We start from the raw sequence: 21,481 nt of genomic DNA, 5'->3' as shown, positions 1-21,481 counted from the left end.
CGCACCCGCACCCGCACGCGGCAGCGGCGGCACCACGACCGAACAGCGAACCAATTGGAGGAGGCGGCCATGACCCGGCCCGTCATCGGTATCAGCACCTATCAGGAACCGGCCCGGTGGGGTGTCTGGGACACGCAGGCCGTCCTGCTGCCCGCCGTCTACCCGCGCCTGGTGCGGGCGGTCGGCGGCCTGGTGGTGATGCTGCCGCCCGACGACACCACCGAGGCGGCCCGGGAGGCCGTGGCGGCACTGGACGGTGTGGTGATCGCAGGCGGCGCCGATGTCGAACCGGACCGGTACGGCGAGTCGCCCGACCCCCGCACCGGTCCGCCGGCACGTGAACGCGACGCGTGGGAAATCGCGCTGATCGAGGCGGCGATCGACCGGCGCGTCCCGCTGCTCGGCATCTGCCGTGGCATGCAACTGCTCAACGTCGCGCTCGGCGGCACCCTGCACCAGCACCTGGACGGGCACACCGGCGGCCCCGGCGTCTTCTGCGAACACCCCGTCACTCCCGTTCCCGGCACGGCGTACGCGGCAGCCGTTGCGGAACCGGACGTGGTACCCGCCTACCACCACCAGGCCGTGGACCGCCTGGGAACCGGCCTCGTCGCGAGCGCCCACGCGCCCGACGGCACCGTGGAGGCCGTCGAACTCACCGGCCACGACAGTCTGGTGCTGGGGGTCCAGTGGCACCCCGAGATGGGCCAGGACACCCGGGTCATGGCCGCACTCGTGGACGCGGCGGCCCGGCGCCGCGCCGGCATATTCGTACCCTGACAGCTCGTCGTCGGCGGGACCGCCGGGTCGGCGGTGACGGGTGAGTCCGGCCGCTCTCTTGTCACCGCCCTTTGCCTGCACATAAGTTGGGCGCTTGCGACGTGTCCTACTGTCAGTGGGGGAGCCAAGCCATGGCCGCGAACGGACGGCACCGCAGATATCAGCCCAGCCGGATCAACCGTGCCTCGCTCACGGTCACCGCGGGCGGTGCGGGCCTCGCGCTCCCGCTCATCGCGGCAGCCTCGGCGGGCGCCGCGTCGACGGACGTGTGGGAGAAGGTCGCCGCATGCGAGTCGACCGGTGACTGGCACATCAACAGCGGCAACGGCTACTTCGGCGGACTGCAGTTCACCCGGTCCACCTGGGCGGCGCACGGAGGCACGGTCTACGCCCCGCGCGCCGATCTGGCCACCCGGGACGAGCAGATCTCCATCGCCGAGAAGGTGCTCGACGCGCAGGGACCCGGCGCGTGGCCGGGCTGCTCGACCATGGCCGGGCTGACCAACGGCGGGGACACCGCCGACATCAACCCGCAGTCGCAGCGCACCAGTCATGTGAAGGCTCCGGACCGGACCGCCCCGGGCAGGACCGTCTCCGGCGAGTCCACGGCGAAGCGGACCTCCGCCCCCGCCACGCCGACGACAGTGCCCGGCAAGCGCGAGTCGTACACCGTGGCACGCGGCGACTCGCTCTCCGCGATCGCGGCGACCGAGCGCGTCCGGGGCGGCTGGCAGCACCTCTACGCGCAGAACCGCGAGGTCGTGGGAGACGACCCCGACCTCATCCTGCCCGGGCAGCGCCTGAGCCTGGACACGGCCCGGTCGCCGAGGACGGGCCCAGCCGCGCAGGCGAAGCCGAAGGCCGTGCCGAAGCCCCGGAAGTCCACCGCACCGCAGCGGTCGGCAGCCCCGGAGCGCCCGAAGGCGAAGGCCCAGGACCAGGCCGCCGAACCGAAACAGCAAGCGGCCGCCTCCCGGCACCAGACGGTGAAGCCCCGCCCGACCACCGCAGCACCCAAGCCGCACCACAGCACCGCGAAGCCGAAGCCCCAGCCGAAGAAGACCGAGAGCCACCGGCCGAAGCCGCGCGCGGAGCAGCACGCCGGTCTCGTCGCCCCCGTCGCGGCCGGCATCGGCACCCCGTACCACCAGTCCGGCTCCTGGGCAAGCGGTTACCACACCGGGGTCGACTTCCCCGTCCCGACCGGTACGTCGATCAGGGCGGTGGCCTCCGGCACGGTCGTCTCGGCGGGCTGGGGCGGGGCGTACGGCTACCAGGTCGTCATCCGGCACAGCGACGGCAAGTACAGCCAGTACGCGCACCTGTCCGCGCTGCACGTGCGCGAGGGCCGCCACGTCTCGGCGGGCCAGCGGATCGCGCGCTCGGGCTCCACCGGGAACGTCACGGGCCCGCACCTGCACTTCGAGATCCGCACCGGTCCCGGCTACGGATCGGACATCGACCCGCTGGCCTACCTCAGGGCGGGCGGCGTCAGGGTCTGAACGGCCCCCTGGGATTCGGCCCCGTCACCGGGTTCGGCAGGGCCCGCGGACGAGCGGCTCTGCTCCTCGGTGCCCGGGTACGGCGACAAGCCGAACGTCACCCGGCCCAGGCACTCCAGCGGCATCAGCACCGGCAGCGGACGCGGTGCACAGAACGTGTCCCGGACCGCCTCGACGGTCCCGGCGGGCGTCGAAGGGCCGACTGAAGCGGCAGGCTCTGCCGGTACGGGCCCGGAGAGCACCGCGGTCCCCGGTGCGAGGGCCGGGCGGACCGGTTCCGCCGCGGGTTCCGCCGCCCCCGCGCCACCGGCTCCCGCTCCCGCTTCCGCACTCGCCACGTCCGCAGCGTCCGGGAGCGCGCCGTTTGCCGTCTGCGCGGCCCGGTGCTCCGTGCCCAGCCGCTCCGTCGTGAGCAGGATCAGGCCGCCCGCCGCGACCACCGCACAGGCCAGCGCGAGCATGGTCCCGGTCGTGCCGTACCGGAAGTGCTCGCCGAACATCGTGATGCCCACGACCGCCGCTATCACCGGGTTCACCACGGTCACCGTCGCCAGCGGTGCGGTCAGTCCGGCACCCCGGTACGCGGCCTGGGAGAGCAGCAGCCCGGTGGCCGCGAAACCGGCGATCGCCAGCAGTGCCGGCAGACCTTCCGTCACCGCGCCGGACGTCCATCCCACCGCCACCGTCTTCACGAAGACCGAGGCGATCCCGAACGCGATGCCCGCCGCACCGGCCAGGACCACGCTCCGTACCACCGGCCGGTGCACGCCCGTGGAGACCAGGGCGAGCAGCGCGACCGCGCCGAGCGTCGCACCGGCGACGATCAGCTGATCCCGGCCGTTCAGGGCGTGCGACCCGGCGTTCCCCGTGAGCGCGAGCAGGCCCGCCAGACCGACGGTCGCCATGATCGCGCCCCGCCACGCGGTGGCTCCCGCCCGGCGGCGTACGAAGAGCGCCGCCATCGGCAGGGCGAAGACGATGGTCAGCGCACCGAGCGGCTGGACGAGACTGAGCGGGCCGTAGGCCAGCGCCACGACATGGAGCACCGCGCCCCCGCCGTTCAGCGCCACGGCGGCCCACCAGACGCGGTTGCGAAGCGGTGCCAGCGAGTGGCCGTCGCCGGTCGCCACGCGCTCCTGGACGATCGCCCCGGCCGCGTAGGCGACCGCGGAGACCAGTGACAGCAGCACAGACAGCGCAAGGGAACTCATGTACACCACGATGTCCCTTCGACGCGGCTGCGTCGTCGTCCTTGAGACGGCGATTCGGCGTACTGCCTCAGTAGTACGGCCGTGGTCCCAGTGTCCTCCTACGGAGGGTAGTTCTCCCTCGGAGGGCTTAGAGTCCTCACCTCGCAGGGTTACGGCGAACGCCGGGAGGGAGCAGGTGCGATGGACGGGTTCGCAGCGGCCTCGTTGGGAGGATTCTTCGCGCTGCGCACCACCGCGCCACCCGACGGAGAACATGGTCCACTGGCAGGGCTGTACGCGGGGGAACAGGCCCCGCTCACGGGCCGGATCGACACGGTCGCAGCCCGGCTGGGCACCTCCGAGCGCAGAGTGGCCGCCTCGATCGCGCACTTGGGGCTGGCCTCCCGGCTCTGGTCGGTCGCACTCGGACCGGCGGCGCTGACCGGCAGCTTCCCCGCCCTCTCGCCCGGCGCCCTTCACTGGGACCCGCGGCCCCCGGCCCCCGACGACCTGTGGCTGGACGGCACCGAGTCACTGCCCGGCACCGCCTGCCGGATCCGCGAAGCCGTCCAGTACGGCCACCTCGTACCCCTGGCCGAGGCGGTCCACCGGGACGGTCCGCTGTCCGACCGGCTACTGTGGGGCAACGCCGGGTCCGCCCTGGCCGGAGCCCTGCGCCAGCTCCTTGCCTGGGCACGTACGCACCGCCGCCCCGACGCGGCGGCGCGGGCCCGCGCACTGGCCGCCGAGCTCTTCGACCACCCGGACCTCCGGGACACCGGCGCCCCGCACGACGCGGCATTCCGCCGACGCAGTTGCTGCCTGTACTACCGCACACCGGCCAGCGGTCTGTGCGGGGACTGCGTCTTCGAGCGCGGCTGAGCCAGCGCCGCCTGGTGCGCTCCCTGCGGCGAGGAACGCAGCGAGGACGTCCTGCGGTTGAGGACGTCCTGCGGTTGTGCACACGGCTCAGTGCCCGGTACGGGAAGGCGCAGGCGTACTGCTACGGGGCCCAGGGCGACGGCTCCGCCTGGCTCGTCGCCGAACGGGGCACGGTGCTCCGGCGGTACTGCGAGACAGGCGAGGGCGAGGACGAACTGCTGACGCCGGGCGAGCCGTTGCCGTTCGAAAGGGCGCGCCGCGCCGAGCTCGGCCTGAACCCCGAATGGGATTGGGCGCAGGAGTCCGACGAGGACGAGGAGGACTGGAGGACGGCCGCGTTCGACCTCGCACCGGAGCCGGCGAGGGCCCTCGGCGTCAGCCCGCTCGACATCGGGCCGGACACCCGCGCACGCGGCACCGGCGTTGTCGCTCTGACCCCCTACGGCGTGGCCCGGTCCGTGACCACGGGCGCGTACCGCATCTGAGGGCCGGACATGGTCGTGGGGCGGGCGGCGTCCCGCCCGCCCCACAGCTCAGCTGCTCAGCTGCTCAGCTGCTCAGTTCGAACTCGGCCCGGATGCGCTTGCCCACCGGCACCCGCTCCGCGGTCAGCCGGTCGCACAACGCCACCACGATCTCCATGCCGTGGCCGCCGGGGCGCGTCGGGTCGGGCGAGTAGAACAGCGGCAGGGCGGTGCTGGAGTCGTACACCGTGACGCTGACGCGCTCCGCGTTGCCCTCCAGCTCCAGCAGATAGGGGCCCTGGCTGTACCGGTCGGCGTTGGTGACCAGCTCGCTCACCGCCAGCAGCAGATCGCTGCGGGTGTGCTCACCGAACACCGCGAGCCACTCGGCGGCCAGCCGGACCAGGAAACGATCGGCCAGCGCCCGTGCCTGCGCGATGCAGCCGGGCTCGCCGTCGAACACCTCGGCGCTGTGCAGAACCTCCGTGGACCGGTCCGGGCAGGGGCAGCCGGCCGGTCGCGAGGTGACCTGTTCGTTCATGTGCTCCAGCCAGGGTGACGCAGGGGTGTTCGGTGACAGCTTCTCGACGTCCGCCTACCCGCGACGAACGGTCCCACTCCGGGAAGAATCCGGCTGATCTCAGCCATGGCCGGGCCGCCCGGCCGCCGGGTCCGCGACGAGCGGTTCCGCCGCGGAGCGCGCGGGCGCGGCGGCGACCGGCAGTGTGAAACGGATCCGGGTGCCTTCGGAGGTCTCCTCGTCCAGCCAGATCCGGCCCCCGTGGAACTCCACGATCTTCCGGCAGATCGCCAGACCGATGCCTGTCCCCTCGTACTCGTCCCTGCCGTGCAGACGCTGGAAGATGACGAACACCTTCTGCGCGAACTCCGGGGCGATGCCGATGCCGTTGTCCGACACGCACAGGTGCCAGTCCTCGCCCTCCCGGACGAAGCCGACCGTGATCCGGCACGGCACGTCCGGCCGGCGGAACTTCACCGCGTTGCCGATCAGGTTCTGCCAGACCATGGAGAGCGCCGTGGCGTCCCCGGTCACCTCGGGCAGCGGGGACTCGCGTACGACCGTGGCGCCGGACTCCTCGACGACCAGCGCGAGATCGGCCAGTGCCCGGTCGAGCGTCCGGTCGAGGCCGACCGGCTTCCACTTGTCGTGCACCCGTCCCACGCGGGAGAAGGCGAGCAGGTCGTCGATCAGCACCTGCATCCGGGTCGCACCGTCCACCGCGTAGTCGATGTACTGCCGGGCCCGGTCGTCGAGCGAGGCCGCGGCCCGCTTCTCCAGGAGGCGGCAGAACGAGGCGACCTTGCGCAGCGGCTCCTGAAGATCGTGCGAGGCGACATAGGCGAACTGCTCCAGCTCCGCGTTGGACCGGCGCAGTTCCTGGGCCTGCTCCGCCAGCAGCTGCTCGCGCTCCTGGGATTCGGCGAGCTCCCCGACGATACGGCGGCGCATGTCCTCGACGGCCGCCGCGACCGCCCGCACGTCCGACGGTCCGCCGACCTCGATCCGGTTGCGGAACGCCCCCGAGCGGACCGTGTCGGAGGCGGCGGCCAGCCGGCTCAGCGGCCGTCCCACCATCCGGTGCAGCAGCAGCCCCAGCGCCACCACGGCCGCCAGGAAACCCACGACCAACGCGATGAACACCCGGTCCCGGGTGGTGCGGGCGGTGCCCAGATCGGCGCGGGCCCGGTCGCGCGCCGCATCGAGATGGGCCTGCTGGGTCCGGTACAGCCGCCGCAGCGTGTCGAACTCGGTGTTGCTCCGCCGGATCGGGGCGGAGGACTCGGAGGCCGGACCGTCCCGGCGGACCGCGGCGATCAGCGGCTCGGCGTGCCGGCCGCGCCACTCCCGCGCGGCTGCGGCGATCCGGTCGAGGTCGTCGGCGAAGGGCTGCTCGTTCCCGACGAGCGCGCGGACCCGGGCCAGCCGGAGGCTCTCGTCCCGCCTCCCCTCCTCGTAGGGCCGGAGGAAGGCCGAATCGCCGGTGAGCGCGAAGCCGCGGACCCCGGTCTCCTGGTCCAGCAGGGCGTTCTGCAACTGGAAGGACGAGGAGCGGGCGGGCTGGATGCGGTCCACCAGCTCGGTGGTGCGGTCTGATATCCGGGACTGCACCAGGCCGCCGACGACCGCACCGGAGCAGACGATCAGCACGAAGACGGCGAGTATCAGATGCACCCAGCGCTGGACGGAGAGGCGCGAGGCCAGACCGGGCCGGGTCTCCGGCGACGCGTCGCGGCCGCTCATCGCGGGCCGCTCCGTCCCCAGCCAAGGTGGAGCACGGCGACGTCGTCCGCGAGACCGCCGTACGGGGACGCCGCCCGAGCGGCCTCGTCGACCAGGGTGTCGACGAAGTCACGGGCCGCCAGCGCCCCGTGCCGCCGGGCCATGGCGAGCAGCCCCTCCTCGCCCAGCCGGGAGCCCGGCCCCGAACGCCCCTCGAAGAGCCCGTCGGTGAACAGCACGAGGCGGCCGTCCCCGGGCAGCGGCAGCTCCGAGGCGCTCCACCGCTCGGTCCCCGTTCCCGGCACCAGACCCAGCGCCATCCCGGGCTCGGGCTCCTCCCAGCTCACCCGGGCACCGCTGCGCAGCAGCAGCCCCGGGTGCCCGGCCCGAACCACCCGCACCCGGCGCCGGTCCGGGGCGAAGGCCAGTGAGGTGACGGTCGCGAAGACATGGGGGTCGGAGCGCTCGGCGACCAGGATCTCCTCCAGCAGCCGGACCTGTTCGAGCTGGCCGGTCGCGCACAGCACCGCCGTACGCCACGCCACCCGCAGACAGACCCCCAGAGCCGCCTCCGCCGCCCCGTGCCCCGACACATCGCCGATCACCGCGTGCACCGTGCCGTCGGACGTCTCCACCACGTCGTAGAAGTCCCCGCTGAGCAGGGCGTGCGCCCGGCCGGGCTCGTACCGCGCGACCGCCTCGAAGGAGTCGTCGAGCAGCAGGGGCACGGGCAGCAGACCGCGTTCGAGGCGAGCGTTCTCCTGCGCCATCAGCCGGTTGGCGCGCAGGGCCGCCGCCGCCCGCTCGACCTGTTTGCGCTGGAGGGCGTACCGGACCGAGCGGCCCAGCGCCTCCGGATCGAGCCGTCCCTTGACGAGGTAGTCCTGGGCGCCGGTGGCCACGGCCGACAGGCCCGTATCGGACTCCGCCCGGCCGGTCAGCACCACGATGGCCGCGTCCGGAGCCGACTCGACGAGCTGGGTGACGGCGTCCAGACCGAACACGTCGGGCAGATGCAGATCGAGCAGCACACAGCACGGGGTCCGGCTCCCGGCCAGGAAACGGCGCGCCTCCGCCAGCGTCTTGCACCAGGTCAGCGCGGAGTCCAGCTCGCTGTCCGCGAGCATCTCCTCCACCAGGAGCGCATCGCCGGCGTCGTCCTCGACCAGCAGGATCACGGCATCGACGTCCCACACCGAGCCATTGCCGACCGGGGGAGGACCCGGCTGTACGGGGATGGCGTCCGAACGCGCGGGTCTGGCCGGAGAGCTGCCCGCGGGGAGCCCGGTCACACTGCACCCCCTCGTACGTACGGCACGGCTCGCCCCGGCCGTATGGCAGCGAAGCATATGTGACCGTCTTGTGGAGGAGACGTCGGGGCGCCGGGCGGCAGGCGGCCGCCCGCATCCGCGCCGAACGCGAGAGTGAACGCGGGCGCGAAGTCGCGTGACATGTTCCGCGACATCTCCCGCGACATGTCACGCGAACGGAGCAGCATCCGGTGCATGGCAGACTTGATCGGGGCGTTCGGCCCGGCAGGAGCAGGTACGGCGGTCGGCGCCACGAGAGACGGACGGCAGAGGAACGGCAATGACGGTGACAGAGGACAGCCCGGGGCTCGCTCCCGGAACTGAGGAGTTCGGTCCCGGTATCGACCCGGAGCGGCTGGCCGTCTGCCTGAGCGTGCTCGACGAACTCGACACCATCGAGATCGACCACCCCGACGCCATCGCCGTGCGCCGTGCCACGGCCGGTATCTACCGGACGGTGAAGCAGCGCCGCCGCCAGGAGCGCCGCGCCGCCAAGACCGCGCACGACAAGGCGGTCACCGAGGCCACCGCGACCGGCTCGGCCGACCGGATCGACGACGAGACGCAGGGCGTCCTGCCGTCCTCGTCCGCCCGCGCCGAGATCGCGGGAGTGCTCCAGCGGCCCCGCTCCTGCTACATCTGCAAGACCCGTTACGTCGAGGTGGACGCCTTCTACCACCAGCTCTGCCAGCCGTGCGCGAAGGAGAACCGCGCGCGCCGCGACGCCCGCACCGACCTCACCGGCCGGCGCGCGCTGCTGACCGGCGGCCGGGCGAAGATCGGCATGTACATCGCGCTGCGGCTGCTGCGCGACGGGGCGCACACCACCATCACCACTCGCTTCCCCAACGACGCGATCCGCCGCTTCAAGGCGATGCCGGACAGCGACGAGTGGATCCACCGACTGAAGATCGTCGGCATCGACCTGCGCGACCCCGCCCAGGTCGTCGCGCTCGCCGACTCGGTCGCCGCCGAGGGCCCGCTGGACATCCTGATCAACAACGCGGCGCAGACGGTGCGCCGCTCCGCCAACGCGTACAGCGAACTGGTCAACGCCGAGTCGGCGCCGCTCCCGGCGGGCGAGCTGCCCGCCGCCGAGGTCATCGGCACCTTCGGCAGCGGCACCGTCGACCGGGTCGCGGCCCTGCCGGCCGCCCGCAAGGAGGGCCTGAGCGCGCAGGACGTGACCGAGCTCGCGCTGGTGACCGGCTCCGCGTCGCTGGAGCGGATCGCCGCCGGGACGGCGATCGACGCGGGCGGACTGGTGCCCGACCTGCACGACACCAACAGCTGGATCCAGACCGTCGAGGAGGTCGAGCCGATCGAGCTGCTGGAAGTCCAGCTCTGCAACTCCACCGCCCCGTTCATCCTGATCAGCCGGCTCCGCCCGGCCATGGCGGCGACGGCCGCCAAGCGCGCCTACGTGGTCAACGTCTCCGCGATGGAGGGCGTGTTCAGCCGCGGTTACAAGGGCGCGGGCCACCCGCACACCAACATGGCCAAGGCCGCCCTGAACATGCTCACCCGGACCAGCGCCCAGGAGATGTTCGAGAAGGACGGCATCCTGATGACCGCCGTCGACACCGGCTGGATCACCGACGAGCGCCCGCACCCCGACAAGATCCGTCTCGCCGAGGAGGGCTTCCACGCCCCGCTCGACCTGGTCGACGGCGCCGCCCGCGTCTACGACCCGATCGTGCGCGGCGAGGACGGCGAGGATCTGTACGGCTGCTTCCTCAAGGACTACGCACCCGCCAACTGGTAGTCGCGCGATGACGCATCGTGCGTGAGCCGGGCCGGGCCCGGTCGGGATTCGCTCCCGACCGGGCCTTTTGCGTGTTCGGTGGCCGAAAGTGACCTAGAGCACACGTTCCATCGAGCGCGAAGGCGCTCATTTGGTTACCCTGATGTGAACGGACGTAATCGAGGAGTCCACAAACCTTCCTCGACCGTCCCGGGACAGGCTTTCAACCAAGTCGCCGTCCCGCCCCGTACCCGGCGCCACCGCGACCGAACTGTTCTTGCCCCTGCCCACCACGGGCAGCCGATCCCCGGTAATGAGGCCGGAACGTCGGCGATGCCCGGGGCTACGCGACACAAAGGAGTGCGCGGTGACGACACCGGAACTGACGAAGCACGAGAAGCGACCGGCCGAACGGCACGGAGAGCGGGCCCGCAGGCCCGAGAAGCTCCGGAACATCGAGGTCTGGGCCAGGTCCGCACCGATCCGGCTGGCCGGCTACGAGGACGACCTCGCCGAGCCGCACATCCTGCCCGGCATCGACTGACCCCGCTTCACCCTCCCGGCGCCACCACACCCGAGCTCCGGACCGCATCGCGCGGTCCGGAGCTCGGCCGGTCGGGGCGTGCGCCGTTCACAGGGCCGCCCGCGCCACGGCCGCCCCGGCGAACGACAGCCCGACGCCCGCGCCGACGGTGAGCACCAGATATCCGGCCGCCATGGCCAGCCGACGGGCCGACGTCAGGGTCAGCAGCTCGTACGAGAACGTCGACCAGGTCGACAGCGCACCGCAGAAACCGGTGGCGAGGAGCAGCTGGAGCCGGGGCCCAAGCTCCCCGTCGGTCACCGCCTCGGAGAGGAAGCCGAGGAACAGCGCCGCGCCCGCGTTGGCCGCGAAGGTCCCCCACGGGAACGCAGTGTGGAGGCGGAACTTGGCGTCGACACCGAGCAGATAGCGCAGCGGAGCGCCGAAGAGTCCGCCGACGAGCACGAGCAGCCAGTCGGTCATCGGGTGCCGTTCTGGTCCGCGTAGCCGCGTCCGAGGGCCAGATGCGCGGCGAAGGCGCCCGCCGTCACGGCGGCCAGCGCCGCGACGACCGTCAGCAGCAGACAGCCAACCGCGTATCCGGGCTGCCCGTTCTCGAAGAGCTGCCCCACATTGTCCGTGTAGTGGGAGAACGTGGTGAAGCCGCCTAGGAACCCAGTGCCCAGCAGCGGACTGATCAGCCGGGGCGCCCCGGGAAACCGCCGCTTCAGCGTGACCATGAGGACACCCATGAGGAAGCAGCCCACGGTGTTGATCAGCAGAATCTTCCAGGGGAACGCCGAGGCGCCGGTCGGCCAGATTCGCTCGGCGCCATAGCGGGCCACGGTCCCTGCGGCGCCGCCGATCGCGACGGCCGCCACGACGGCCGGCTGCGCCCCGGGGTGGTGATCGGGGTGGGTGTGGTGATGCAGTCGCATCCTGGGGGACATCCGGCGAACCTAACCAGCCCGCCCCAGCAGACCCGCGCAGCGCGCGCGGCGGCGTACTTCCGGGCTCGAACGGCGCAACGGAACACCGCACGGCGAGAAGAGCCGCCCGGCATATGCGTGGATGGCAGTGAGCCGATCCCCGCCCCTCTCCGCGCCATCAACGAGAGCGGCCCCTCTCCGCCGAGACGCTAGAGCCTCCCTTGCCCATCGCCGAGCCGGCCGTCGTCCGGAAACTCGAAGGCCGGCAACCGACGGCCTTCCTCCTGGCCTCGGTGCGCGGAGTCGGGCAGGTGGACCTCCAACCGGGCATCTGGACCGGCGCGTTCATCCTCGCCGGGCTGGGGCGGCCGGCTGGCAGACCGGACTCTTCGCCACCCTGGGCACCGTCATCTCGACGCTGACCGCCTACGCGCTCGGCATCGACCGTTCCGGCATCGCCCTCGGCCTCCACGGGTACTCCGGCTGCCTCACCGGCATCCAGCGGGTGCTGCGCTACCTGGCGAAGGTCACGATCAACCCGGCCATCGCCACCGGTATCTCCGACCACGTCGGCTCGATCGAGAAGGGCAAGATCGCCGACATCGTGCTCTGGCCCATCCACTCCTTCGGGGCCAAGCCGAAGATGGTGATCAAGGGCGGCATCATCTCCTGGGCGCAGATGGGCGACCCCAACGCCTCGCTGCCGACCCCGCAGCCGGTGATCTACCGGCCGATGTTCGGGCAGTACGGCAAGGCCTTGCCGACGACCCATGTCACCTTCATGTCCCAGGCCGGCATCGCCGCCGGGGTCCCGGCCGAACTGGGCCTGGAACGCAAGGTGCTGCCGGTCAGCCGCACCCGGACCATCGGCAAGCACAACATGATCCGCAACGACGCGCTGCCGGACATCAAGGTCGACCCGGAGACGTTCAAGGTCACGCTCAACGGCAAGGTCGCCACCATCGACCCGGCCGAGGAACTGCCCCTCAACCACCTGTTCTTCCTCGCCTAGGCCGATGTACCGCGACGAGAACGACCTCCCGGGCGAAGCCGACCGGGCGCCTGGCGCGGCCACCGCCGTAACACCGGCGTCCGAGTCCGCGCTCGGGCCGCTGCTGGTCAGCCTCCAGCTGACCGACTCGGCGTTCCCGAGCGGCTTCTACACGCTGTCGCACAGCCTGGAGGGATTCGCCCAGGCCGGGGCGGTCGACCGGGAGAGCCTTCCGCTGCTGCTGGAAGACCTGCTGCTGCACGGCGTCGGGCCGGCCGACGCCACCGCGCTCGCGCTCGCCCACCGGGCGACCCGGGCAGGCGACGCGGCGGCCGTCGTCCGTGTCGACGAGCACCTGTTCGCCACCAAGCTGGGGCGCGAGATGCGCCAGGCGGCCACCCGGACGGGCCGGCAGCTTCTCGACCTCGCCGCCGAGGTGTTCGACCGCCCGGAGATCACCGAGCACTTCCACCGTGTCGTACGCCGTGAGTCCCCCGGGACCCAGGCCGTGGCCGCGGGCGTCATCCACGCGGCGGCCGGGGTCCCGGTCCGCCAGGCGGTCGCCTCGGACCTGTTCGCGTTCTGCGCCAGCTTCTCGGGCGCCGCACTGCGGCTGCGGCTCACCGACCACCGGGGGGCGCAGACCCTGCTGCGGGGCGCCGCACCCGTCATCGAGGCGGGCGTGGAGGCGGCGCTGCGGCGCGAACTCGCCGACGTCGGCGCCACCGTCTTTGCCTCGGACATCATGTCGGGCCGTCATGAACGCGCTGAGGCCCGCCTGTTCGCCAGTTGATCCATCCACACCCCCCCACGAGCCAGGGAGCACCATGGACGACAACGTATTGCGGGTCGGCATCGGCGGACCGGTCGGGTCCGGCAAGACCGCGCTCATCGAAGCGCTGGTGCCGGTGCTGATCGAGCGCGGCCACCGCCCCTCCGTCATCACCAACGACATCTACACGCAGGAGGACGCCCAGCACATCCGCCGCACCCTCGACGGAGTCCTCGAACCTGAGCGCGTCGTCGGCGTCGAGACGGGGGCCTGCCCGCACACCGCCGTACGCGACGACCCCACGATGAACCTGGCTGCCGGTGCCGAGATGCTGGAGCGCTTCCCCGACACCGACACGCTGCTCTACGAGTCCGGCGGCGACAACCTCACACTCACCTTCAGCCCCGCCCTGGTCGACCTGTTCATCTTCGTTCTGGACACCGCCGAGGGCGAGAAGATGCCACGCAAGCGCGGTCCGGGCATCACCGACTCCGATCTGCTCGTCATCAACAAGATCGACATCGCCAAGTACGTACGCACCGACATCGGCGTCATGGAGTCCGACGCCCACCGGGTCCGCGACAACCGCCCCGTCGTCCTCACCGACTGCCTCACCGGCATCGGCGTCGAGGACGTCGTGGGCTTCCTCGAATCGCGCCGAAAGGCGCTGATCTGAGGTGCGCCCCACCCCGTCCGCAGACCCCGGCTCGTCGCCGCCCCGGCCGGACCGGCTGGCCCCCGGCTACTACACCGCGGTCCGCGTCCCCCCGGACGTGGCGGCCCTGGCCTCCGTGCCGGACACGCTCGGGCCCGGTTCCCCGGCCAAGGTCGGCATCCTCGATCTGGCCTTCGCGGTACGGGGCGGGCGCACCGAACTCGTGGAGCGCTACCAGAAGACCCCGTTGCAGATCATGCGGCCGCTCTGGATCGACCCGGCGACACCCGGCATGAGTTACGTCTATCTGATGGCGACCGGCGGCGGCATCGCCCAGGCCGACCGCTACCGGATGGACTTCCGCTGCGGGCCCGGGACCGAGGTGCATCTGACCACCCAGGCGGCCACCAAGGTCTTCCGCATGGAGCACGACTACGCGAGCCAGCGCGTGCACATCGCGGCGGACGAGGGTGCCTACGTGGAGTATCTGCCGGACCCGCTGATCCCGTTCAAGGACTCGCGGTTCTACCAGTGCACCGAGGTCACGGTCGCCCCCGGCGCCACCGTGGTCCTCGGCGACACCCTGACCGCCGGGCGGCTCGCCCGCGGCGAGCGCCACGCGTACCGGGTCCTCGCCACCGATCTGCGCATCGCCCGGCCCGACGGCACCCTTCTTGCCATCGACACCCTGCGCCTGACCCCCGGCGCCGGGGCGCGCGGCAACGGCGTCGTGGGCCCCGGTGTGTTCGCCGGGTACGACCACGTTGCCTCGCTCTTCGTCGTCACCGACCGAGCCCCGGCCACCGGGATCGCCGACACCCTCCACGAGGCGCTGGCCGGGCTCGGCGTCCTGTACGGAGTCAGCGTGCTGCCCCACGACTGCGGCGCCTGGGTCCGGCTCCTGGGCGACAGCCCCGTCGGGGTCGCCGCCGCGCGCAACACGGCCTGGGACGCCGTGCGCCGACTGCTCACCGGCCATCCGGCCCCCGCACTGCGCAAGCCCTGACGTACTGCCGCCCACACCACCGACCACACCCCTGCGAGGTATCCGTCGATGAATACCGCTCCCGCGCCGATGCCGGCCGCGTACGACTCCGGCGACACCGCATGGCTGCTCGCCTCCACAGCCATGGTGCTGCTGATGACGCCGGGGCTGGCGTTCTTCTACGGCGGCATGGTGCGCACCCAGCACATCCTGATGGTGATCAAGATGAGCTTCGCCGCGCTCGCCTTCGGCACCCTCGTCTGGTGGGTGATCGGCTACTCGCTGGCGTTCGGCCCGGACGTCGGCGGCGCCGGACTCATCGGCAACCTCGACCACGTGTTCATGCGCGGCATCGAGCTGAACACACTGACTGGCCACGTCCCCACCTACGTCTTCAGCACGTTCCAGATGGGCTTCGCGATCATCACGGTCGCGCTGATCAGCGGCTCGATCGCCGACCGCGCCACCATGAAGGGCTGGCTCGTCTTCGTCGTCCTGTGGCTGCTGATCGTCTACATCCCACTGGCCCACTGGGTGTTCGACCAGGGTGGATCGTCAAGCACCTCGGCGCGCTGGACTTCGCCGGCGGTCTGCCGGTGGAACTCAACTCCGGGGTCGCCGGGCTCGCCGTCGCACTCGTGCTGCGGGCGCCGCGCGACTTCGCCCGCCGCGAGGAGCGGCCCAACAACATTCCGCTCGTCGTGATCGGTGTCGGGCTGCTCTGGTTCGGCTGGTTCGGCTTCAACTCCGGCTCGGCGCTCAGCGACCAGGGCACCGCGGCCGCGGCGTTCATCAACACCCAGCTCGGCGCGGCGGGTGCCATGGTCACCTGGCCGCTGGTCGAGAAGTGGCGGACCGGCACGGTCACCGCCATGGGCGTCGTGTCCTCCGCCGTCGCCGGCATGGTCGCCATCACCCCCGCCTGCGGTGAGATCAACACGCTCGGTGCGGTCATCACCGGACTGGTGGTCGGGGCGGTCTGCGCCTTCGCCATCACGCTCAAGTACCGCTTCGACGTGGACGACACCCTCGACGTGGTGGGCGTGCACGGTGTCGGGGGTCTGATCGGCCTGATCATGGTCGGTCTGTTCGCCACCGCACGGATCAGCGGTGAGAAGGGGCTCTTCTACGGCGGCGGCTGGGGGCTGCTGGGCAAGCAGCTCGTCGCCATCGTCTGCGTGATCGCGTTCTCCTTCATCCTCACCTGGGTCATCGCGAAGGCGGTCGATCTGACCGTGGGCTTCCGCGCGGCGGACGAGTACGACAGCGTTCCTGGCACGGACCGGGAACGCGCCTACGACTTCCAGACCGCCGAGCGTCTCGGTGCCCTGGTCTCCGGCAAGGCCGTGACCAGCGACGACGAACTCGTCAGACAGATCACCAAGCTGCTGCGGGCCCGGGAGGAGTCCAAGTGATGGGCGTCGCCCCGGCAGCGGGGCGGCCCGGGAGCTCAGGACCGCCGGGCCGGGCCGGTCCGGGCGGGGCCGAGCGAGACCGGGGGCATGAACTCCCGCACATGGGTCCGGTGCCACCAGCGCCCGGTGGCCCGCAGCTCCCGCCAGGTGGTGTAGCGGTAGTGGTACACCCTGGCGCGGACATGCGTCGGAGGAGCGTCGGGGAACGGGTTGTGGCGCAGCAGCCGCAGGGTGTCCCGGTCGTTCTCCAGCAGCCGCTCCACGAACGGGCCGAACCAGGGGTGGGCGTACGCGGGGGAGAGCGCCGCGAACCACATCAGCCAGTCCAGCCGCAGATGGTACGGGGCGAACTGGCGGGGCATCCGGCGCGGATCGCCCGGTTTGCCGCGGAAGCCGTACTCCCGCCAGACGGTGCCGTCGTGGAGCTCCCGCGCGTCCGTGCCCTCGACCACCACCTCCAGCCGGACCCGGCTGATGCTGCCGAACGCGCCGTAGGTGTTGACCAGGTGCAACGGGTCGAACGAGCGGTTCATCACCTGACGGCGGGAGACCAGATTGAGCGCCGGGCGGTAGCTGAGGAACAGGACCAGCGCGGTAACCGCGATGACGACGATCTCGTACCAGAGCGGCGGCGCGGACTGGGCGGGCGGCGCGGTGAACAGGGACCAGTCGACGGCGGACAGGGCCAGGGTGATCGTCACCCAGTTCAGCCAGGCGAAGTTCCCCGAGACGACCAGCCACAGCTGGGTGACGATCATCAGCCCCGCGGCGGCGCTCGCCACCGGCTGCGGAGTGAAGAGGAGCACCGGAACCAGGAGCTGGGTGACATGGTTGGCCGCGACCTCGGCCCGGTGGACAGGTTTGGGCAGTCGGTGGAAGAACCAGCTCAGCGGCCCCGGCATCGGCTGGGTCTCGTGGTGGAAGTACAGGCAGGTGAGCTTGCGCCAGCACTCGTCGCCGCGGATCTTGATCAGCCCGGCACCGAACTCCACCCGGAACAGCACCCAGCGCAGCAGCCACAGCACCAGCACCGGGGGAGCGGTGTGCGCGTTGCCGAGGAAGACGGCGAGGAAGCCGGTCTCCAGCAGCAGCGACTCCCAGCCGAAGCCGTACCAGGTCTGGCCGACCTGGACGATCGAGAGGTACAGCGCCCAGGGCAGCGCCCAGAGCAGCATCGCCGCCCAGAGCGGAACATACGAGTCCGCGCCCACGAGCAGGGCGACGGCCAGCGCGCAGCCGGTCCAGGCGACGAGCGCGAAGAAGCGGTCGGAGTAGTGGAGCCGGAAGAGCCCGGGGCCGTCGCGCCAGTCGGTGCGGCGCAGGAAATCGGGCACCGGCAGCATGCCCCGTTCGCCGATCAGCGCCCGGAACTGGAGCGCGGCGGTGAGGAATGCGAACAGGTAGACAGCGGCCAGCGCCCGCTGGAAGATCAGCCGGCTGAGCCAGTACCCGTCTGCGGTGAACCACTCCATCACCTCCAGTATCGGCGATTCAGCCCCGCCCGCCGCGTTCCTCGTCCACGATGCGGCGGAGCGTGCTGCCCAGCCGCCGGGCGTACCACCGCTGGAGCACCGGGACGACGGGCCCCGCGAGCCGGGTGTACCAGGCGGCCGGGCGGCTGAACGCCGTGACGGTGAACCACACCGTCCCGTCGTCGGCCAGCTCCACCACGAAGGACTCCTCGCCGCGCTCCGGGTGCCGGGTCTCGGTCCCGTAGGCGAACCCGACGCGGTCCTGCTCGTACGCGGTCCAGACGACCTGGCAGGGCGCGGCGAACCGGAGCGGGCCGACACCCAGCGACACCCGGACGCGCACCCCGTCGCCGGCGCGGGGAGCCGACGCGTCGACCCTGGCCCCGCTGGTGCGGTGCATGCGCCATTCGGTGACCGCCGCGCCTGCCGCCCGGAGGTCGGCCCGGCCGCGCCCGACCCTGGCCCGGTGGTGGAGGTGGTGGTATCCGGCGGGCAGCGGTCCGAGGAGGGTGGCGCCGGCCTCGGGATAGCTGAGGCTGCTCATGCGGTCCTGCTTTCTTCGTGGTCGGTGCGATCGCGGAGCCGCTGCCAGGCGAGCACCGAGCAGAGCGCGAAGCCCAGTGCGTTGCCGAGGCCGTGGGTGGCGGCCATCCAGGTCAGTGTGGGGTGCGGGAGTCCGGTGGCCTCGCCGAGTGCCCAGCTCAGTGCGAGCACCATGGTGACGGCGAGCACGGCGGACGAGACGGCGAGCAGGGCCCGGGTGACCAGGTCCCGCTGCCCGGTACGGACCGACCGCCAGGTGAGGAGGGCGACGGTCCACATCCCCGAGGTCAGCACGGCGGCTCCCGCGAGCTCGGCCCAGTCCCCGATGAAGTAGCCGATCAGGACGAGCAGGGTGCCCAGCGGCACGCTCAGCGCGGCGAACCTTCCCGCGCGGCTGTCGGTGATCCGGCAGACGAGCCCCGCGACCAGCGCGGCGGCGAATCCGGCGAAGTGGAAGTGCGGCACGGTCAGCGCGAGGATGCCGAGCCCGAAGCCGAAGAGAGTGTGCCCCGAGCGTTCGGCGACCAGGGCCGTGGCGGCGATCGAAGGCGTGACCAGGGCGGTGAGCAGGGCGGTCTCGGCCGGTGCCCGGGACGTCGGGAGGTCGCGGAGCCGGAGCAGCCGGGGCGGGACGTGCAGGGCGAGCAGTGCGGCGCCGAGTGCGTAACAGACCGCCAGGGCGGTGGCGGCCGTGCCGCGCGGCAGCCAGAGCGAGACGGCGCCGGGAACGGCGAAGAGCGGCCACAGGCGCCGCATCCGGTCCAGCCCGGCCGCACCGGTCAGCCGCAGCCCCGCGGGGACCACCACCAGCATGCCCAGCATCACGATCGAATTGACCAGCACGGACATCGCCGCCCCCCGACTTGAACGCGTTCAACTGTGCTCGGCGCAGACTCTACGAGCTTTCTTGAACGCGTTCAAGGGGGGTGTGGGGCCGAGGTCGCTTCAGTGGCGAGTGGTGTACGGTGCCGGCCTCACAGGGCTCCCCGGCGCCACTCCCGTACCAGCAGATAGCCCAGGTACACGCCTCCGACAGCCATCGTGTAGATGCCTACCGGCAGGTTGTCGAAGAGCGGCAACTGCTGGGCGCAGAGATCCGCGAGCACCAGCAGCAGCGCACCGGTCAGCGCCGACAGCGCCAGGTGCGGGCCGGAGACCCGGGTGATCCGCCTGGCGATCTGCGGGGCCGTCAGCGAGATGAACGCGATGGGGCCGGCGACGCTGACCGCCCCCGCCGAGAGCACGATCGCCAGCAGCACGGCGGCCGTCTTCGTACGGCGGGGCTCGGAGCCGAGCGCGGCCGCGATGTCGTCGCCCATCTCCCCGATGTCCAGCCGCCGCGACACCAGCGCGGTGAGCGGGGCCGTCACCAGCAGCACCAGCCAGATCGTGGTCGCGTCCTCCCAGGACCGCGCCGACAGGCTGCCGTTGACGTAGGCGGTGAGGACGGCGGCGCGGTCCCGCTCCATGGCGTAGACGACGTACTGGGTGATCGCGGTGCCGATCGCGGCGACCCCGATCCCCGCGATGACCAGCCGCGCCGGGTTGCGGAACCCGGTCCCGGTCGACACATACACCAGCGCCATGGCGAGGAGGGCGCCGAGCAGTGCGCCGAGCGCCACCGGCACGGTGTCCGGGAACAGCAGCGCCGAGATCGCGGCGCCCGCCCCGGCCCCGGACGCCAGCCCGATCACATCGGGGCTGCCCAGCGGATTGCGGGTGACGGACTGGAACAGCGCCCCGGAGAGCCCGAGCGCCGCACCGGTGCCCACGGCGACCGTCAGCCGGGGACCGCGCAGCCGCTCCAGCACGAACGCGTCCTTGCCCTCGGCCCCGCCGGTCACCGCCCCGGCCAGGTCGGCGAGCGGAATGCCGAGCCGACCGAGCGACAACGTGGCGACGGCGCCCGCCAGCAGCAGCACCAGCAGCACGAGGGCCGTCAGCACCGACACCCGCCGGACCGGAACGGCCACCCTCCCGCCGGCCCTGATCACCTTCCGGGGCGAAGCGGTGCGGACCGCGGCCTGATGCGACGTCATGCGTTGCCCCTCATCCTGCGTACGGCGACGAGCAGTGCCGGCGCCCCGATGAACGCGGTCACCACACCGACCATCAGCTCCTGCGGGCGCATGACCACCCGGCCCACGACATCCGCGAGGAGCAGCAGCGCCGGACCGGCCAGCGCCGAGAAAAGGATCTGCATGCGGAAGTCGACACCGACCACGGCCCGCACCACATGCGGAACGGCCAGTCCGACGAAGGCGATCGGACCGACCGCCGCCGTCGCGGCCGCGCTCAGCAGCGTGGCCGCGAACAGCCCGCCCGCCCGCACCAGCGCCGGATTCGCCCCCAGGGACGCCGCCGTCGAGTCGCCGAGCGCGAGTGCGTTGAGGCCGGGAGCGAGCACCGCTGCGATCACCAGACCGGCCACGGCGAATGGCAGGACCGACCAGAAGACATCGAAGTCCCGCCCGCCGAGCGCCCCGACGACCCAGTACCGGTAGCTGTCGAACACCTGCGGGCGGCTCAGCGTCACCGCCTGGATGAACGCCATCAGCACGGCGGAGAGCACCGCGCCGGCGAGCACCAGCCGGATGAGGCCGCTGCCCGAACCCGCCGACCCGATCGCATGGACGAGCAGACCCGCGAGCAACGCACCGGGCAGCGCCCACCACATGGTGTCCGTGCTGCCCGAGGCCCCCAGGAACGCCGTCGCGGCGACGATGCTCGCGGAGGCACCCGCGTTGATCCCGAGGAGCCCGGGATCGGCCAGCGGATTGCGGGTCACCCCCTGCATGAGGGTGCCCGCGACGGCGAGGCAGAGACCGGCCAGCACACCGAGCGCGGTGCGCGGATAGCGGCTCTCGACGATGGTGGTGACATTCGGGTCCGCGCTGCCGGACAGGACGTGCAGCACATCGCCGAACGAGGTGGTACGGCTGCCGAACATGACGCTCGCGAGGACGGCGAGCACCAGGACGGCGACTGCGATGACGACGGAGAACGCCCGCCGAGCGGTGCCGGCCCGTGAGGTACCGGCACCGCTCGGCGGTGCGTGCGTGGTGATGGCCATGGGGGTGGT

At 71.9% G+C, this 21,481-nt stretch carries 20 protein-coding genes and 3 pseudogenes; 12 read left to right on the top strand and 11 right to left on the bottom strand.

Going from position 1 to position 21,481, the window contains the following annotated elements; all coding sequences use genetic code 11:
• Positions 1-69 precede the first annotated feature (69 nt).
• Positions 70-780 (top strand): gamma-glutamyl-gamma-aminobutyrate hydrolase family protein, encoded by a 711-nt coding sequence (locus OG842_RS04200; protein WP_266727545.1) that lies wholly within the window; start codon positions 70-72, stop codon positions 778-780.
• 131 nt (positions 781-911) lie between these two features.
• Positions 912-2,282: a peptidoglycan DD-metalloendopeptidase family protein gene (locus tag OG842_RS04195; protein ID WP_266727543.1), complete on the top strand. Its 1,371-nt coding sequence runs from the start codon at positions 912-914 to the stop codon at positions 2,280-2,282.
• On the opposite strand, the gene OG842_RS04190 is transcribed toward OG842_RS04195, so the two are convergent.
• Entirely contained in the window at positions 2,252-3,502 is a 1,251-nt protein-coding gene (locus OG842_RS04190) for a DMT family transporter (protein ID WP_266727541.1), read from the bottom strand. The two genes, OG842_RS04195 and OG842_RS04190, sit on opposite strands and share 31 nt — an antisense overlap.
• Positions 3,503-3,673: 171 nt before the next feature.
• Between OG842_RS04190 and OG842_RS04185 the strand changes: the two genes are divergently transcribed.
• Positions 3,674-4,354 (top strand): (2Fe-2S)-binding protein, encoded by a 681-nt coding sequence (locus tag OG842_RS04185; protein ID WP_266727539.1) that lies wholly within the window; start codon positions 3,674-3,676, stop codon positions 4,352-4,354.
• A 74-nt stretch (positions 4,355-4,428) separates the two neighbouring features.
• Positions 4,429-4,839 carry a hypothetical protein gene (locus OG842_RS04180; protein WP_266727537.1) on the top strand — a complete coding sequence of 137 codons (411 nt, stop codon included), beginning with the start codon at positions 4,429-4,431 and terminating at the stop codon, positions 4,837-4,839.
• Between the two features lie 64 nt (positions 4,840-4,903).
• On the opposite strand, the gene OG842_RS04175 is transcribed toward OG842_RS04180, so the two are convergent.
• From OG842_RS04175 to OG842_RS04165, 3 genes are all read right to left on the bottom strand, one after another.
• Entirely contained in the window at positions 4,904-5,359 is a 456-nt protein-coding gene (locus OG842_RS04175) for an ATP-binding protein (RefSeq protein ID WP_266727536.1), read from the bottom strand.
• A 99-nt stretch (positions 5,360-5,458) separates the two neighbouring features.
• Positions 5,459-7,081 carry a sensor histidine kinase gene (locus tag OG842_RS04170; protein ID WP_266727535.1) on the bottom strand — a complete coding sequence of 541 codons (1,623 nt, stop codon included), beginning with the start codon at positions 7,079-7,081 and terminating at the stop codon, positions 5,459-5,461.
• Positions 7,078-8,352, bottom strand: a complete 1,275-nt coding sequence (locus OG842_RS04165; RefSeq protein ID WP_443063965.1) for a PP2C family protein-serine/threonine phosphatase — start codon at positions 8,350-8,352, stop codon at positions 7,078-7,080. Before OG842_RS04165 ends, OG842_RS04170 begins: the two co-directional genes overlap by 4 nt.
• A 298-nt stretch (positions 8,353-8,650) precedes the next feature.
• Here OG842_RS04165 and OG842_RS04160 point away from each other — a divergent pair, with 298 nt between their 5' ends.
• Both OG842_RS04160 and OG842_RS04155 read left to right on the top strand, forming a co-directional pair.
• Positions 8,651-10,135, top strand: coding sequence for an SDR family NAD(P)-dependent oxidoreductase (locus OG842_RS04160; protein ID WP_266727533.1), 1,485 nt, complete (start codon positions 8,651-8,653; stop codon positions 10,133-10,135).
• A 346-nt stretch (positions 10,136-10,481) separates the two neighbouring features.
• Complete coding sequence (locus tag OG842_RS04155) at positions 10,482-10,658, top strand: hypothetical protein (RefSeq protein ID WP_266727531.1); 177 nt, start codon at positions 10,482-10,484, stop codon at positions 10,656-10,658.
• Between the two features lie 87 nt (positions 10,659-10,745).
• Here the strand turns inward: OG842_RS04155 and OG842_RS04150 are convergent, their stop codons facing one another.
• Together OG842_RS04150 and OG842_RS04145 are read right to left on the bottom strand one after the other, a co-directional pair.
• Positions 10,746-11,120, bottom strand: coding sequence for a fluoride efflux transporter FluC (locus OG842_RS04150; RefSeq protein ID WP_266727529.1), 375 nt, complete (start codon positions 11,118-11,120; stop codon positions 10,746-10,748).
• A complete protein-coding gene (locus OG842_RS04145) occupies positions 11,117-11,587 on the bottom strand; it encodes a fluoride efflux transporter FluC (protein ID WP_266727527.1) in 471 nt (156 codons plus the stop codon). The genes OG842_RS04150 and OG842_RS04145 overlap by 4 nt, the downstream gene beginning before the upstream one ends.
• 121 nt (positions 11,588-11,708) lie before the next feature.
• On the opposite strand from OG842_RS04145, the pseudogene OG842_RS04140 reads away from it, so the two are divergent.
• The 6 genes and pseudogenes from OG842_RS04140 to OG842_RS04115 form a co-directional block, all read left to right on the top strand.
• A pseudogene (locus OG842_RS04140) lies at positions 11,709-12,017 on the top strand (hypothetical protein); the annotation flags it as partial.
• 48 nt (positions 12,018-12,065) lie between these two features.
• Positions 12,066-12,578 (top strand): annotated as a pseudogene (locus OG842_RS04135) (amidohydrolase family protein); the annotation flags it as partial.
• A gap of 4 nt (positions 12,579-12,582) precedes the next feature.
• Positions 12,583-13,350 (top strand): urease accessory protein UreF, encoded by a 768-nt coding sequence (locus OG842_RS04130; protein ID WP_266727525.1) that lies wholly within the window; start codon positions 12,583-12,585, stop codon positions 13,348-13,350.
• Between the two features lie 34 nt (positions 13,351-13,384).
• Positions 13,385-14,005, top strand: coding sequence for an urease accessory protein UreG (ureG, locus tag OG842_RS04125; RefSeq protein WP_266727523.1), 621 nt, complete (start codon positions 13,385-13,387; stop codon positions 14,003-14,005).
• A gap of 1 nt (position 14,006) precedes the next feature.
• Positions 14,007-14,990: an urease accessory protein UreD gene (locus OG842_RS04120; protein ID WP_401874651.1), complete on the top strand. Its 984-nt coding sequence runs from the start codon at positions 14,007-14,009 to the stop codon at positions 14,988-14,990.
• A gap of 48 nt (positions 14,991-15,038) precedes the next feature.
• A pseudogene (locus OG842_RS04115) lies at positions 15,039-16,384 on the top strand (ammonium transporter).
• A 35-nt stretch (positions 16,385-16,419) separates the two neighbouring features.
• Here OG842_RS04115 and OG842_RS04110 read toward each other — a convergent pair.
• From OG842_RS04110 to OG842_RS04090, 5 genes are all read right to left on the bottom strand, one after another.
• On the bottom strand, positions 16,420-17,856 hold the full coding sequence (locus OG842_RS04110; RefSeq protein WP_266727521.1) for a lipase maturation factor family protein: 1,437 nt from the start codon (positions 17,854-17,856) through the stop codon (positions 16,420-16,422).
• 19 nt (positions 17,857-17,875) lie between these two features.
• The gene (locus OG842_RS04105; RefSeq protein ID WP_266727519.1) at positions 17,876-18,400 is read right to left on the bottom strand and encodes a DUF1990 family protein; all 525 of its coding nucleotides are present in this window, start codon (positions 18,398-18,400) and stop codon (positions 17,876-17,878) included.
• A complete protein-coding gene (locus OG842_RS04100) occupies positions 18,397-19,248 on the bottom strand; it encodes a YndJ family protein (RefSeq protein WP_266727517.1) in 852 nt (283 codons plus the stop codon). Before OG842_RS04100 ends, OG842_RS04105 begins: the two co-directional genes overlap by 4 nt.
• A 125-nt stretch (positions 19,249-19,373) precedes the next feature.
• Positions 19,374-20,438, bottom strand: a complete 1,065-nt coding sequence (locus OG842_RS04095) for a FecCD family ABC transporter permease (protein ID WP_266727515.1) — start codon at positions 20,436-20,438, stop codon at positions 19,374-19,376.
• Positions 20,435-21,472: a FecCD family ABC transporter permease gene (locus OG842_RS04090; protein ID WP_266727513.1), complete on the bottom strand. Its 1,038-nt coding sequence runs from the start codon at positions 21,470-21,472 to the stop codon at positions 20,435-20,437. The genes OG842_RS04095 and OG842_RS04090 overlap by 4 nt, the downstream gene beginning before the upstream one ends.
• Positions 21,473-21,481 lie beyond the last annotated feature (9 nt).

It is taken from the genome of Streptomyces sp. NBC_00376 (genome assembly GCF_036077095.1).
Taxonomy (GTDB): Bacteria; Actinomycetota; Actinomycetes; order Streptomycetales; family Streptomycetaceae; genus Streptomyces.
This window is presented reverse-complemented; position numbering and strand designations above follow the sequence as displayed.